Source organism: Antarcticibacterium flavum, assembly GCF_006159205.1.
Lineage (GTDB): Bacteria > Bacteroidota > Bacteroidia > Flavobacteriales > Flavobacteriaceae > Gillisia > Gillisia flava.
The window spans coordinates 577,907-594,375 of sequence record NZ_CP040812.1; the positions used below are offsets into that span (position 1 = coordinate 577,907).

10 protein-coding genes are annotated in these 16,469 nt (G+C 36.0%); 8 read left to right on the forward strand and 2 right to left on the reverse strand.

Annotated features, from left to right (window positions below; all coding sequences use genetic code 11):
- Positions 1-115: 115 nt before the first annotated feature.
- The 6 genes from FHG64_RS02615 to FHG64_RS02640 all read left to right on the forward strand — a co-directional run bounded on the left by FHG64_RS02615 (position 116) and on the right by FHG64_RS02640 (position 9,986).
- Positions 116-997: a TIR domain-containing protein gene (locus tag FHG64_RS02615; protein WP_246054250.1), complete on the forward strand. Its 882-nt coding sequence runs from the start codon at positions 116-118 to the stop codon at positions 995-997.
- 43 nt (positions 998-1,040) lie between these two features.
- Complete coding sequence (locus FHG64_RS02620; protein WP_139064947.1) at positions 1,041-2,513, forward strand: hypothetical protein; 1,473 nt, start codon at positions 1,041-1,043, stop codon at positions 2,511-2,513.
- Between the two features lie 156 nt (positions 2,514-2,669).
- Positions 2,670-3,788: a DUF4268 domain-containing protein gene (locus tag FHG64_RS02625; protein ID WP_139064948.1), complete on the forward strand. Its 1,119-nt coding sequence runs from the start codon at positions 2,670-2,672 to the stop codon at positions 3,786-3,788.
- 143 nt (positions 3,789-3,931) lie between these two features.
- The gene (locus FHG64_RS02630) at positions 3,932-4,954 is read left to right on the forward strand and encodes a hypothetical protein (protein WP_139064949.1); all 1,023 of its coding nucleotides are present in this window, start codon (positions 3,932-3,934) and stop codon (positions 4,952-4,954) included.
- A gap of 132 nt (positions 4,955-5,086) precedes the next feature.
- Positions 5,087-9,751: a DUF3320 domain-containing protein gene (locus FHG64_RS02635; RefSeq protein WP_139064950.1), complete on the forward strand. Its 4,665-nt coding sequence runs from the start codon at positions 5,087-5,089 to the stop codon at positions 9,749-9,751.
- Between the two features lie 37 nt (positions 9,752-9,788).
- Positions 9,789-9,986, forward strand: a complete 198-nt coding sequence (locus FHG64_RS02640) for a hypothetical protein (RefSeq protein WP_139064951.1) — start codon at positions 9,789-9,791, stop codon at positions 9,984-9,986.
- A gap of 820 nt (positions 9,987-10,806) precedes the next feature.
- Here FHG64_RS02640 and FHG64_RS02645 read toward each other — a convergent pair.
- A complete protein-coding gene (locus FHG64_RS02645) occupies positions 10,807-12,432 on the reverse strand; it encodes an RNA-directed DNA polymerase (protein WP_139064952.1) in 1,626 nt (541 codons plus the stop codon).
- Positions 12,433-12,618: 186 nt separating this feature from the next.
- Here FHG64_RS02645 and FHG64_RS02650 point away from each other — a divergent pair, with 186 nt between their 5' ends.
- A complete protein-coding gene (locus FHG64_RS02650; RefSeq protein ID WP_218937521.1) occupies positions 12,619-14,160 on the forward strand; it encodes an IS1182 family transposase in 1,542 nt (513 codons plus the stop codon).
- Between the two features lie 60 nt (positions 14,161-14,220).
- On the opposite strand, the gene FHG64_RS02655 is transcribed toward FHG64_RS02650, so the two are convergent.
- A complete protein-coding gene (locus tag FHG64_RS02655; protein WP_139064953.1) occupies positions 14,221-14,691 on the reverse strand; it encodes a PH domain-containing protein in 471 nt (156 codons plus the stop codon).
- 457 nt (positions 14,692-15,148) lie between these two features.
- Here FHG64_RS02655 and FHG64_RS02660 point away from each other — a divergent pair, with 457 nt between their 5' ends.
- Positions 15,149-16,456 carry a paraquat-inducible protein A gene (locus FHG64_RS02660; protein ID WP_139064954.1) on the forward strand — a complete coding sequence of 436 codons (1,308 nt, stop codon included), beginning with the start codon at positions 15,149-15,151 and terminating at the stop codon, positions 16,454-16,456.
- Positions 16,457-16,469: the final 13 nt, after the last annotated feature.

Genomic DNA, 16,469 nt, shown 5'->3' on the forward strand with positions numbered 1-16,469 from the left:
ATAGACTTTTATTGTTAAGGAAAGTATGGATTGAGAAGGTTCTTTATCCTGTATAAAAAAAGGAATTGAAACAATAAAAAATATTTTAAAATCCAATAGCACAATTAATAAATATATGACGAAAAAAAAATTACCCAATCAAAAACTGGATTCAACTTATCTAATCAAATCTCATGAAAATTTTAAAGAAGAATTAGAAGAAAGAATTGTTCAGGGCAAAGAATTAATACTTACAAAAATCACTACCAGTAAAGAATTTACTGATTTAAAAGATGATTTTTCTCACTGGCATGATTATAATTTAGAATTATTAAAGCAATCCTTTAGTGTGGAGTATAATGAGTATAGAAAAAGTTATAGTGAAGCTGGTATGTTTGCTGGGATGAGAACTATAACAAAAGGTGCTCGACCAATTCCCCAAAATGAAGTAGAAAACTTCAAATCAAATATCCGTACAAAGGTTAAAAGTTTAGAAAAATTACTTCAAAAAATACCATTACTAAAATCTAATATAGAAGACAAAGCTAATGAACAGTCAATTGAGAGTAATCTTGATAAAACCAGGGTTTTTATTGTTCATGGTCATGATGAGGCAGCCAAGTCTAAAGCCGCAAGATTTGTTGAAAAATTGGGCTTAAAAGCAATTATTCTGCATGAACAGGCAAGCTCGAGCAAAACAATAATTGAAAAAATTGAAGAATATTCTGATGTTGGATTTGGAATTATATTATATACACCTTGTGATATTGGAGGAAAAAATTCTAAAGAACCTGTACTGAAATCTCGTGCTAGACAAAATGTAATTTTTGAACATGGTTTTTTAATTGGAAAAATTGGGCGCTCAAATGTTTGCGCATTAGTCAAAGGTGAAGTCGAGATTCCTAATGATATTTCAGGTGTGGTATATGTTGATATGGATAATGGTGATGCTTGGTCTTATTCTGTTGCTAGAGAACTTAAAAAATCTGGTTATAAAATTGACATGAACAAGTTATAATTATGCTCAACACGGTAACGGCAATTTTTAATACTATTTCAAAATGAAGATATACTTTTCTGACTTTTTTGAAATAAATCCTTCTATAATTGAAGATTATGGTGCTTTCAATATTTCCCTTATTAATGATTTACCTTTATTCATTGATCCATTTTTACTATTTGGAAGTAAAAAAGAGGAGTACATAAAATTACATGGTGGAATATTGAAATATTTGACTTTTCTAAAACAGAAAGCGGAGCTTGGCATAAACGAATTCTCACAAGTTAAATCCTGGTATCTATTCCCGGAGGTAAAGCAAAATTGGTTTGGTTATAGTAAAGTAGGTAATGGAGGAAGCGGTTTAGGAAAAAAATTTGGTGAAGCATTGTCATCCTCTATTCATATTGTTTTTGATGATTTGGGAAAAGAAGTTGTAACACAATCCTCACATTTAGAAAAGGCAGGTCTTTTTGAAATAGGAGTTGGAAAAGATAATATTAGCGATTTTACTACAAACTTGATAAAAGAATATTTACTCGAATACACAGAAAAGTTTGCTCAAAAATTTATTGACGCAAAATTTCTGAAAAAGGTTAATGTAAGTAAAGTTTATTTCAATTATGATTTAGAACGATGGATGCCCAAAGAATTTGAGCTTCCTGTTCTCTTCGGAGACTATGTATTGTTAACTCCTAAAGATCTATTGACAAAAGATGATAACTGGATTAATAGCAATGATTTAAGAGGAGATTTTGATAGAATTTGTGGTAGTATACCTAACGACCAATTAAGACACGAAATTTTTAATTACTTTAAAAAATCATTACCAGCGCCCCCTAAAAATAAAAAGAATACACAAAAGGAAATTTCCCAGGCTGTTCATTATACAATTAAAAAATTCCCTGAAATAATAAAATACTATGTAAAGCTAAAAGAAGAAAATAAAGCAGGGGCGAAGAACATTTCTAGGCAAAAAGTAGATCAAGTTGAATCAATATTTATTCATCAACTGAGCAAGTTCGTTGAGCATTTAATGGAGGATTCTGATTTTTATACGATTAGTCCAGAAAGTTCATATGAAGGTTCATTGAAGAGATTATTATTTTTAAAATCTTTCATTGAGGACAATGATGGTTACAGGTTATTTTACGTTGATCATCAACCAATTAAAAGAGAAGAAGATTTACAACTAATTTACAGGTTAACGTGGTTCGCATCAGATCTTGATGTGAACAGAGAAGTAAATAATGGTAGAGGTCCTGTAGACTATGCTATTTCCAGTGGATCAAAAGATAAAACTCTGATTGAATTTAAATTAGCATCAAATTCTAAATTAAAACAAAATTTGGCCAAGCAAGTCGAGGTATACGAAAAGGCAAATAACACTAAAAAATCGATAAAAGCTATTCTCTATTTCGATGTAACTGAATACAACAAAGTTCAAAAAACGTTAAAGGAACTTAATCTAGATAAGGCGGAAAATATAATTCTGATAGATGCTGGAAGAAAACCATCTGCTTCAAATGTGAAATAAAGAGAATTTCCAACAAACCGAGAATTAGCACCCCACCGGTTGTTGTTGAAAAAGTGTAAGTTTAGAAATCAGGAAAATGATTGAGCTCCACAAGTCCGCATCTACTGCACGAACTTAGGATAATCATTACCTGTACCACCAATATTTGAAAAATATATGTACTTAATTGACAAAGAAAGAAACCGAATCACCAAACTTAAACAGAAAACCTTTTCTGAATTAAGATTTAGAGAAAGAGATCATCTACAAGAATGGATTGCTAATAATCCATCTTCACTTGGGGAAGAATTGTTAATAATTCAAAAAGAATTTTGTGGTTTTACAGAAACAAATGAAAGGCTCGATCTATTGGCCTTGGACAAGCTTGGAAACATTGTCGTAATTGAGAATAAGTTAGATGATTCCGGAAAAGATGTTACCTGGCAAGCTATAAAATATGCTTCGTATTGCGCAAGCTTAACCAAACAAGATATATTAAAAATATATCAGGATTTTTTAGGCAGTTCTGCAATTGCACAAGATAGACTATGTGATTTCTTTGAAGGTAAAGATATAAGCGAAATCGTATTAAATCAGGGCTTAAATTCCCAGCGATTAATTCTTGTAGCAGCAAATTTCAGAAAAGAAGTTACATCATCTGTATTATGGTTATTGAACTTTAAAATCCGTCTTCAGTGTTTTAAGGTCACTCCATTCGCGTTTAATGAACAACTATTTTTAAATTTAGAGCAGATTTTACCTACAAAGGAAACAGAAGATTTTGCCATCAGTATTTCAACCAAAGCTCAGGAAGAAATTGAAGTACAGGAAACATTGAAAAACAGGCACCACGTTAGATTAAAATTTTGGGAAAATTTCATAAACTTTAGTAATTCAAAAAACAGTCTTTTTTCCAATAATTCACCTTCCAAAGAGAGCTGGATTGGAAAAGGAATTGGCATGAGTGGAGTTAGTTTGAATTTAGTAGTGAGTAGTAACTATTGTAGATGTGAAATAATCTTTAATCGTGGAAGTAAAGAAGAAAACAAAGAACTGTTTGATTTCATATATCAAATGAAGGATGAAATTGAAAAAGATTTCGGTGGTTCATTAACTTGGGAAAGAATGGATGAAAATGTTACCTGTCGGATTAAAGATCAATTAGATGGTTTGAGCTACTTTGAAGAAACTGATTGGCCAACAATTAATGAATTTCTAGTGGACTCTTCTGTAAGAATGGAAAATACCTTCAAAGAACCTATTAGGAAATTAAATCAATATGTAAAGAATAGGTAAAAAACCTGAAGCAACATCGAACCTTCCCAAATTACAGGTTTTGTAGAAAAGTATAACTTCAGACACCATGCTATGTAACATTTATCGCTGCCCAGCCTGGCAAATCTGACTATCTAATGACTCAAAAATTAATTTAAGACTTCATGCAACAAAATTACAAGAAGGATTCTCACGGTATCGGAAAAGAATTTGAAGACTTTGTAGAGAATAATATCTTTACTAAAGACCGTTATGCCCTGATTCATAGGACGAGTTCTAAAGAGGATAACGAAAAAAGATATCCCGAAAGTGCCAGTAATCCAGACTTTCATTTTCGATGTTTAGAAACAGGAAAGGAATTTTATGTAGAGGCGAAATACCGATCTTCTGCTATAAACAATAAGGTTGAAGGTTTAAAACCAAAGCAAGAATTACGCTTTAAAAAATTGAACCAAAATATTCCGGTTTTTGTTATAATTGGGTATTGGGGACCACCTTCTAATCCTTCAAAACTGAGTTTTCTCAAGCTTGAAGACTGTAAGTATAGGTACCTATTTACGTATTATTTGAGAAATTTTGAAATAGACAAAGTAACTTATCCTAATCACCGGCTGAAACTTAAGCCGCAATCGAATTCCTCACAGCAGGAAAATTTCCAGAAAGAACAACCTCAAGAAGAGAAAAAGAGGGCGGAAAATATAAAAGGTATCAAGAAATACAATTCAAAAGCTTTATTTGGACTTGCAGCTGTGGGATTGTTGGCGATAATCATGACCATTTACAGTTTTTCTTTTTCCAACGAAACTTCTGTAAAATCTCCCGAGGAACAACTAAAAGAAGTTGTTGCAGATTATTACCACTCCATGAACAGCAATCAAATAGAAAAGTTGCCAGAGTTCTTAAGTCCGCAGGTAACAAGCTGGTATGGAGCAAAAAATCCTGCAAGGGAAGAGATCTACAGAAATGCCCGGACTCATAGGGGGAAATACCCCTATTCTTCTTCAGACATTGATTGGGAATCATTTACTGTTATTCCGGAAGAAGCAGGAGGATATCACGTGACTTATGAAATGATCTATAGGTCGAAAGAAAAAATCACAGACGATTACACCGTTTACGATTTAAAGATGATTACCAAATGGGATGGGAATTTTAAGCTTAGGGGGATAACTGAGATAAGAAATTAATTGAAATACAAAATTTATTTGCCCGCTGCGGGAGATTTGATGTGGCTAGATGAGACCAATAATCTCCTTCTTTTAGCCATACCACTCACGGGATTCAGATTTTAGAGGATGTAGAAATTTAATACTATTAAAATGAGAGACAAAATTGCAGCAGCCTTAGAAAAAAGTCGGCAGGAATTACTGGATCTGGGTATCCGCGGTAATTCGTTGTTAAATTTTGTCCCACGTGCCGTAAGCCTTACAGTACATGATGCATTATCAACTGAAATTTTTACTACCCTCATTGAGAACCAGAAGAAACTTTCATTTTTGCCTATTCCTAAGGAAGAAAAAGCCAATCCGGCAAAACATACGGACCGCCTTCCTGAATTATTTGACGAAGAAGTTCCAAGGAGGCGTACAGGAACTCCCAGGCTACAAACGAAGCTTACAGAAGATCAACTTGATAAAAAGCTTCTCAAGATTAACACAGAGGCTGAAGCTTATAACCAGGAACAAGGAATTGATATTTTATATCTGGCAATAGGTTTTCTAACCTGGTATGAAGATAAGAATTCAGATTTAGAGCGTAATGCCCCTTTAGTATTAATACCCGTTGCATTAAAGCGAATCGGTGCCAGGGAAAGGTATAAACTTCAATATACCGGCGTAGATCTGGATACTAATCTTATACTTAAAGCTAAACTTGACACTGAGTTTCAAATTGACCTCCCGGATTTTACGGAAGAAACAGATTTGCCAACCTACTTTCAGAAAGTTAGAAAAGCCATTAAAAAGGAAGAAAGGTGGAGAATCAATGAAAACGAAATCCATTTAGGTTTTTTTCAGTTTGGAAAATTCCAGATGTACCAGGATCTGGATGCAAAAAATTGGCCGGAGGAAAAACAACCTGCTGACCACCCGATAATCCAGTCCCTCTTTGGGGATGGTTTTCAAACTTTGGATGGTGTAGAAGGAGATGATCTAATTATAGAAGATATTGAAAGGGAGCTTCAGAATCTGGAGAACTTTCACTTTATAGCTGATGCCGATTCTAGTCAGACTGAAGCTGTTATTAAAATTAAAAATGGAAAAAATCTTGTTATTCAAGGTCCTCCCGGAACAGGAAAATCCCAAACCATTACCAATATCATTGCTGAAAGCCTGGCGGATAACAAAAAAATTCTTTTTGTTTCCGAGAAAATGGTGGCGCTTGAAGTGGTAAAGAGAAGGTTGGACAACTGTCATCTTGGGGATGCTGTTCTGGAACTTCACAGTTATAAGAGCAATAAAAAGAATGTGTTGCAAGAATTAGGCAGAACCTTAGACTTAGGTAAGCCAAATGTATCAGACAGGGAGATTCAAATAAAACGGTATAAGGACCTAAAAAATAATCTTGACAACTATGCTTTAGCTGTTGGCAGTCCAATCCTAAATTCAGAGATCAATTTTGTAAAAGCCGTAGGACTTCTTCTGGAGGCAAAGCACGAATTGGAAGGATACGAGGCGCCTGAGTTATCTATTCCCGATTTGGAAAAATGGTCCAAAAAAGAATTTTCTAGTGCTGTGGTGCTCCTCAAAAATATGATCGCGCATCTGGAAGAAAATGGCCCTGTTGACCGAAATCCTTTTTTAAATGCAAAAGTTGAGAGTTTTTCCCCTGCAGAAAAGGAACCTCTGGGGAAACTCCTTGTCGAGCTTTTAACTGTTCTGTCCGAATTTCAGAAGGATTTAGCACAAGTAGTAGAATTAAATGTTTCTCAACCTACTACAGTTATTGATGTTCAGAAATTAATCAACACCATCAAGTATACTGAAACAATGCCGCAGCTGCTGGACGTCGAGTATTTATCTTCGATCTGGCTTTCTCAGAGTGAAGAAATTGAAACTATTCTTGCCTATGGCAAGAAAACAGCCTCTTATGTAAAGAAGTATGAAGGTATTCTTTTGGGCGCGGCTTTCGAGCAGGATATGCTGGAGTTAAGGAAAACCTATATTAATATTGGAACCAAATGGTATCGTTTTGTTTCTCCGCAATATAACAACGCAAAAAGGTCTTTTAAAGCGCTTCTAAAAGAGCCCCTGCCTTCCAATCTAGAGGTGCAAGAGGTTATTGATGATATTATAGATTATCAAGAAACAAAAAAGAAACTGAACCTGAATGGAGCTATAGGAACCAAACTTTATTTAGATAAATGGAAAGGTGCAGATAGTAATTGGAAAGAATTAGAAAATATTTATGCCTGGCTATTTCATTATTATACCAAAGCGAAAGAAGGGGAGTTTGAAAGTATGTTCCTCTCCAACTTAGATAAAATTGAGTCGTTCGAGAAATTAATAGAAAAAAATAAAAAGTTGGAAGCCTCTTCAACGAAACTGCAGGGGTATTTCAAAAAACTTGAGCAATTAATAGATTATGATTCGCAAAATTTATTAACCCAAGATATTGGAGAATTATCAGATCTTCTTTCTAGAATGATTACTAGGTCAGATGACATTTTTTCAATAGCCAGATTTAATGCCCTGAGTGAAAAGATGAATAAGAAAGAGTTAGCAGGAGTCGTTGCCTTGTGTAGATCCTGGAGCTTTCCTCCTAATCTTATCCTCACCTTGTTTTCGTATAGTTGGTATAAATCCCTGGTTAACCACGCATATGAGACTCATGATTCAATAAAATATTTTGATAGAGCAGGCCACACGAAAGATATTAGAGACTTCAGGAAACTTGATCATGCTTTAGCTCATTATTCCCAGGAAACCCTTGTGAAAAATCATTACGAAAGCCTGCCCCATGTTTACTCTGGTGGAGAAATGGCTATAATCAGAAGAGAGATAAACAAAAAGCGCAGACATATGCCAATCAGGCAATTGTTACTACAAGCCGGTAATGCTGTCCAGCAGATTAAACCGGTCTTCATGATGAGCCCTATGTCAGTCGCATCGTTTCTTTCTCCGGGATCTATTGAGTTTGATCTGGTAATCTTTGACGAAGCCAGTCAGGTAAGAGTTGTGGACGCCCTCATTCCTATTCTCAGGGGGAAACAAATAGTTGTGGTGGGTGATTCAAAGCAGATGCCTCCAACAGATTTTTTCAGTAAGCAGTTTGAAGGTGATGATGATTCATTGACAGGAGATATAGAAAGTATATTGGGAATGTTCCTTGCTCAGGGAGCGTATGAAAGTATGTTGAAATGGCATTACAGAAGTCGCCATGATTCTTTAATTAATGTTTCTAATCAAGAATTTTATGAGGGGAAATTAATGGTTTTCCCAAATCCGGGAACAAATGAATTTGCAACGGGATTGCAATTTAATTATGTTCCGGAAACAATTTATGAGAGAGGAACTTCACGAACCAATCCCGGCGAAGCAAGAGTTGTAGCCGCAGCTGTCATGGAACACGCCAGGACAAAACCTAATTTGACTTTAGGTGTGGTGGCATTTTCTACGGCCCAAAGAGATTGCATTTTATTAGAACTGGAACGTATGAGAAGAGAAGACCTCAGTTGTGAGGACTTTTTCTCCTCAGATCAACTTGAAGCATTCTTTGTAAAGAACCTGGAAAATGTTCAGGGGGATGAGCGTGATGTTATCTATATCAGTATTGGCTACGGATTAACTGCAGAAAGAAGGTTAGCTACAAGTTTTGGACCGGTAAATCGAGAGGGAGGTGAAAGGAGATTGAATGTTCTAATTACAAGAGCAAGGTTAGCCATGGAAGTATTTTCTAATTTTACTGCCGGCGACTTAAACACCTCCAATAATTCACCTGTAGGAGTAAAAGCCCTGAAAAGCTTTCTTCAATATGCAGAAAATGGACATCTTGAGAATAGATTTGAAACAGGTAAAGATACGGACTCCCCTTTCGAGGATCAGGTAATCACAGTAATAAGAAAGATGGGGTATGAAATAGAGCCTCAAGTAGGCTCCGCCGGATTCTTCATTGACATTGCAGTTAAAGACCCTGATAAGCCCGGAAAATACATATTGGCAGTAGAATGTGATGGTGCGAGTTACCATAGTTCTGTAAGCGCCCGGGACAGAGACCGATTACGGCAATCTGTGTTAGAAGGAATGGGTTGGGTTTTCCATCGCATTTGGAGTACAGACTGGTTTAGGACTCAGCAAAAACAAATAGTCCTTCTTAAAGATGCGATTGAAAATGCCGTTAAAACTTCGCAAGAACATCAAGAAATCCACCCCATTCTGGAAAAAACGAAGAGAGTAGAAGTTGTAATTCAACGTCTTGATAAAGAAGAAGATGTTTTAGAAGTTAAGCCATATATCCTGGCCAATGGTCAAATTAAAATAGATACCAGCAGGGAATTATTAGATCTCCCCTATTCCACTATTTCGGGCTTAATTTTTCAAATCTTGAAGATTGAAGGTCCTTTACATCTTACGGATGCCGCGCGGAGAATTGCTGACGCTTTAGGAAAAGGACGAGTGGGAAATAGAATATATGAACATATTTTCATTTCAGCCACCTTAGGGCATGATAGAAAAAGATTCTATATGGAATCTGAGTTTCTTTATGAAGATGAAACCAAAAAAGTAGAGTTAAGGGACAGAAGTAACTTACACAACTCTCTGAAGAATATTGAAAATGTACCTCCTGAAGAAATTCGGCTGGCGCTTTTGGAAACAATAGAAAAAGCTTTTTCTATTTCCCAAGAAGAAGCCATATCTGAAGCTTTATCAAAAATGGGGTTTGGTCGTGCCACTCAAAAAGCCAGTAAAGTCGTGAAAACGGAAATAAAAAAACTGATGAAAATGAGGAAAATTAAAATGGAACAGGAACGATTAATACTATCATAAAATTTTGTCACTTATGAATGAAGATCAAGCAGATACCATGATAAGTTTATTAGAATCTATTGATTCCAGGTTGGGAATTATTGAAATTAATACCTCGCCAGTTTATGATGCATCAGATATATGTTCAAGACTGGACGATATTCTTCAAGCAATCGAAAATAACACGTCCTCGGTCTATAACGCACAGGATATTTGTGAAAAGTTAGATGATATCATTTTAGGTCTAAACCAATAGGAGGATCAAGTTCTTGAGAGTTTAAAAATGACGCAACAGAATATTATTTAAAATAATGGATCCAGACCGTCATGAACGGAAATTCACCAATCATCATTTGGTTCTCTCTCCACCGATTTAGTTAAATCATATATAATCAGATTTACTTTCTCGTCTATTGCTCGATAGAGTTTTTTCTTCCCAGCCCAACCTTTAGGAAATTGTTCAACGGAAAAACTAGATTCTTGTTTATCAGAATAAATATAATTGGTTTTCCGTAATTATTTTTCGGTGATATTCGTTACTCCAAGAACGATATTTGTATAATATTTCAGGATACTCTTTTGGTTTCATTTAGCTGTGCACAATGTCCCGTATAAAAACAGTGCGAGCTTGTGAGCTTGATTGTCCGCAGGACAATCAAGCGTTGCAAGTGAGCACGGAATTTCGAATTGGGATAAGATTTGTCGCTTCCGTTGATTTTAACCTTTATCAGCATATGGCCAGATGGCGCATAATCGAAAGGAATAGTGTCAGTCACAAACGCTCTTGCAAGTTCAGCTGATTTTAGAATTTTCTTATTGGAAATAAAATTATATACTGATACACAGAAAAGAATAAGTATTATGAAAAACACGGAAGTTGCAACTCGTTTTGTTGTTCTCTTCATTTAACCTTTTTTGACTTTTTTATTTTTTTGTAATAGCTCACAACGTCCCGGTTAACGTAAGTGCGAGTTGGGGTACGCAATTGGTCTTTTATCTTCTATTTTTAGAGGTACTCAAAAATGCCATTTTTGACTGGTCTGCCGTATTTGTGTTAACCGTTGTTGCCCACAGTTTTAGTATGCGCCTCCTCCGCCGCCACCTCCAACAGAAATAACTCTTTTTGCTTCTACCTCTTTTGGCTTTTTAGTAGAATCATCAATTTCAGTTTTCGGGTTTTTGATCTGAAATGTTTTTACTCTAGCGTTTTCATTGTAGAAATAAACCCCCTTAGTCTTTAAAATTTCGAAATATTTGTTGTCTGCCACTGGATCAATCATTGGAGATAACCAGCCTTTTTTTATGCTTTCGTATATGAATAACCAATTCTCATCCATTAAATCCTCATTCATTAAGTCATCATCAAGGTCAGAAATGGAAACTGTACCATTAATTAATCCTCTGCTTTTTAAGTCTAGTCCAATTAGAATGGATATTTTATCGTTTGATGCAAAGATTTTCTCCGCTACTTTATCTTTAATTTTTAAGTCAAATTCTATACACATCCATAGTGCCCAAGCTATTTCATAGTTATGACCTTTAGGTAAATGTATTTTAATTATTTTCTTGACAATACTCCTTATTTTTTTCTTAGAAATTCTACTTCTATTTGAAGAAAGTATTTCAGTTACTACTGGCAATGTTCTTGGTTCTGTTATGCCTATTTTTAAAATTAAGGATTCATATAAATCCCAATTTTCATCAAATAATGGTAAATATTTTAAAACTTGTATCGTAAAAAGTAAAACCGAATCTTTTGGATTTTGAGCGGAATGCATAAGAGATAGACTAACGAACCTTTCAATATCTGTTAGTTGGGAATCGGCTCTTTTTCTAAAATTAAATGATCCTAATTCTATAGACCATTTACTATCAAAAGCAAATGGAGCTTTAGATATGCTAGTCTTTTCTTCATTTATGTCCAGCTGGTATTCAGTTAAAGTAGATTGTAAAAATTTAAATGCGTTCTCGGCATCAGAATAGCTGTCGCAGTAAAGAAAATAGTCATCAATAAAGCGAAACGATTTAATCTTTTTTAATTTACTTTGAAGAAGTTCATCTATTAGAGATGTTATTATTTCTGCTACCACTAAAGAAGTGTCAGGTCCTACAGGAATCCCAATAGTTTGTCCCGAATTTAGATTTCTTAGATCTTTATCAATAGCATTTCCCAGAAGAGAAAAGTCATTTCTATTTGCTTTTGCAGTTGCTTTCGTGTGTATTAACCACGGTATTGAGTGAGTATAAATTGTTCCATAGAACCTTGAAACGTCTGTTTTAACTTCATATAAGTTATCAAAAGATTTACCTAATCTTCTTCTTTTAAATTCTCCAAAGCTATGTTGAGGAATTAGTGTTCTAAGTTTCTGCTTATCAGGCGCAGGAGTACTGGAGGAAATTTGAGACTTTTTAAATATCTCTTCGATTTCAGCCCAATTATCAGCTATTGTTTTACATAGCTTTGAATGGTGCAAAGGATTAGGAATATTTACTATTCTTCTTGATAATTGTACTTTTGGAATTGAGAAATTACTCCATTTTGATTCCAAAAATCCTAATTTTTGGCTTCTACTCAACGAACTAAAATACGTATCCCATTCTGCTGTGATTTCGTCTACTTTTTGTGAAAATGTTTTGCTTTCGAATGGAGGAGGGAGTTCTTTAGGGAGATATCCTTTTTCAAGTAATTCTTTATGAGTCATTAATTTTCTTTAAAATTGTGGGCAACGTCCCGTATAAAAATCAGTGCGGGCTTGCCAGCGATGATTTTCCGCAGGAAAATCAGACGCAGCAAACAAGCACGGAGTTTCGATTAAGCACTAAAGATAGCATTGTTTTTATACATTGTGCCTGTTGCACAAGTTACTGAAATTAGGTAATTTCATGGAATGCAAGGCAAAAAAGACTATCAGGAAAAACTCTTCACTTCGTTTAGGTTGAGTGACCGAATTCCCAAAGAAAATTTTTATCGCAGATTAAAGGAAGCCCTTAACCTGGATTTCCTCTATCCGCTTACTCAAAAATTCTACGGCGGGAGCGGACAAAAAAGTATCGACCCCGTGGTGTATTTCAAGATCTGCCTGGTGGGATATCTTGAGAATATCACTACAGATCGTGGCGTGATGGACCACTGCGCCATGCGACTGGACATCCTTTATTTTTTGGGATATGATGTCGATGAGGAACTTCCCTGGCACAGCACCATAAGCCGTACCCGTAAACTTTTTCCCGATGATATTTTTGAAGAGGTCTTTACCCGGGTATTGAAATTATGCATTGAAGCAGGACTTGTAAGCGGCCATACACAGGCTATAGATTCAGCTCCCGTAAAAGCCAATGCTTCTATGGATAGCCTGGAGCTTAAAGTCCCGGCAGAAGATCTCGAGGAGCATCTCTCAAAGCTGCGTGTGCAAAGCAGCAGTGACCGAAAGGCCAAAGGGAACAAAGCTCCTAAAGAACAACAAAGTATAACGGCCAGTAAATCTGAACTACAGGAAATCAAGAGCCGAAACAAAAGATGGAGCGAAGACCAGGATATGAAACCCGGCGCAAAAAACAAAGGCAGTAAATACACCAGTAACAAAACCCATTACAGCCCTACAGATCCCGATGCGCGGATTAGTGTCAAACCCGGTAAGGCCAGGAAACTGAATTATCTGTGCAACATCGCCGTTGATACCAGGACAAATGTGATAACAGATGTACAAGCCTACCACGCAGATAAAAAAGACACTAAATACCTTCAGGACACCGCCGGGAGATTAAACAGACGTCTTCGCCGGGAAGGCCTCATCTGGGAAAATGTACTGGCAGATGCCGGTTACAGCAGCGGTGAAAATTATGCATATTTCGAAAACAAAGGTCTCACCACTTACATTCCTCCACACGGAACCTACAAGGGCGGGCCTGAAGGATTCCAATATTTCAAAGAAGGGAATTACTGGCTATGTCCCCATGGGAAAAAGGTAACTCACCGTAATCAGAAAATGGAAAACGGAAACCTAAAGGATAATTATTTTACTACAAGAGCAGATTGTAAAGGCTGTCCCATAAAAACCGCCTGCATCGGGAAAAGCCACGAAAAAAGGATCAACATTACCGCATATCGCGAGGAGTATGACAGGAATATTGAACGAATAAAAAGCAGGCGCGGCCGTTATATGAAAGGCAAACGCCAAAGCACGGTGGAGCCTGTCTTCGGAACTCTCAAGGAATTTATGGGCCTACGGAAAATAAACACCATCGGAATTCGCCAGGCAAACAAATGTATGCACCTGGCCGCCATTGCATATAACCTCAAAAAATATCTGAAATTCACAACAAAACGGGTAAAATCGGGAGCAGGACAGCTTGCTTCGCTTTCGCCTTTTAAAAACCTCCTCCAGGAGCTTATAAACTTACCTGTAAGACAACTTCATTTGAGTTATTAAGATTCTGAATTGAAGCCTAAAGTTCCTGAAAAAGGCTTATTTCAAATTGATTTTGCAGAATTAGAGGCTTGTGCAACGGTTACCATTGTTGGCAACTGGCTTTTTGCGACCAGAAGTTATTTTTATATCCTTATTTAATTCCAGGATTTTAGTCAGGAATGTATTGTTGGTTTTTGGGCTAATATAGATTTCGTCGTATTTATCATACTTTATTATCAAGCCATTTCTTGCAGTTGCAGGTTTTAATCCTGACCAGAGAGTTTTTCCTTCTATTATTTCTACTATCCGTTCAAGCTTTATTTTTCCACGTACTGGTCCGCTTTTATATTTTAATTCCGTTTGTGTAAGTTCGTATTCGGTTCCAAAATTCAACCACATTAAAAACCCGACAACTAATAGCATTAAAATATCCGTCCAAACAAATTCATAGCCGTTTGAAAATGCTCTAAACACAATAATCCCGCAGAATAATCCACTAAGTCCGAAGCTCAATAGTTGGAAAAATAAATCTTTTCTACTTTTAAATTTCATCTTCGAATATTCTTTAGCTTGTTGCCAACTCGTTATATCAAAAACGAATGTAAGATTTTAAAAGGTATAGCCACAGGATAACAGCAGGAAAAGCGAACTAACTGGTGAATTTATTACTGAAAAATTTAGAAAGAATTCATAGCTAAATCCCTTGTCAATTTAATGTACCTTCTTGTACCTTCAAATGTTACCCCGCATGTATAGGGGAAAGTAAAATAATGTATTGTGGGACAATTCCACAATGTAAAATTTTGGAATGCAATTGAATTTATAATTGATCCTTTGTACCAGCAAACATAGATCAAAAAATTTTTATCCGGAATTTCTATTAGATTATAGAAAGAATAATAGACTTAAGAAATCCCTTAGACTCCCTTTCATTTCATTTTGTTAATAGGTAAGTTGCAAAAGCGGGCTACTCAATCCTAAAGACTACCTTTAATAAATTTCAACTTCCATGTCCAGGACCTTACAACAATTTGTTTTGATTCTTCTCGCTGGTGCTTTATTACTACTCGCGGGATGGAGCAGCTATTCGGTCTATAAGTACTCTTCAGAAGTAGCCGATATTAAAAGGGATTACAGTGAGCTTAACAGTATCACCCATGGAATAATGTCTGTTAACATCTGGCGGGACCATCTTACTACAATGGTTCTAAACCGGATTGATGAATTTGAATTCACGGAGGCTCAGGAGGACACCCTGGTTCACCAGGTTGAAAACATACTTACGGCGGGAATCGACAAGGGAGCAGATATTCTGGATCAAAAACAGAAAGGAATTAAGGCCAAACTTCGAAAATTTGCAGTAAAGACCCTTGTGCCCGAAGATAAAATAAGAGCTCTTGTTCCCATGTTCGCCCAGACAATTGTCAATGAAATTCAGAAGCCGGAAAACAAGGAGGCTCTAAAATATGTAATTAAGAGCAAATTACAGGAATACAGCGACCTTACCTATGATGATTCCCAAATAGCAACCCTAAGAATAAAAGCGCTTTTGGATAAGTATGAGGTGGAAGACCTTATTGAATTCAATAAAAAAATTCCTGAAAAAATATTTGATCTGGAGGCTGAGACTTATTTTCACACCTATATTTTATTGGGGATTATTGGCGTATTTCTTCTCCTGTGGTGGCTGTTGAGAAATCAAAAAGCTGTACACACTCCGCTTTTCATTATTTCGGTCCTGGTATCTCTGGTGGTTTTGTTTTCGGGCCTTACTGCACCCATGATCGAAATTGATGCTCGATTTCAACAGGTTAATTTTTCACTAATTGGAGAAAGTATCACCTTCAATGATCAGGTGATCTTCTTTCAAAGCAAGAGCATCCTGGAGGTAATAGGAATACTCTTAAACACCGGCAAGATAGACTCGTACTTCGTAGGGTTTCTTATTCTTGTCTTTAGTATTGTATTTCCTGTAGCCAAGTTACTGGCTACACAAATTTATCTGGCAGGAAATGATAAAGCACGAAAGAACAAGGTCCTGAAATTCTTTGCTTTTAAATCGGGAAAATGGAGTATGGCCGATGTTTACGTGATCGCTGTTTTTATGGCTTATATAGGTTTCCAGGGAATACTTGATAACCAACTTTCAAATCTTAATATGGAAACTGATTCCCTGGTGAGTATTTCCACTAACAAAACCTCCTTACAACCGGGTTTTATGATTTTCATTGGTTTTGTACTGTTCAGTTTAATACTTTCAACTATACTTAAAAGGATAACAACTACAGAAAAAAAGATCATTAAGCAGGAAAAATGATGTTTGTTTAAGT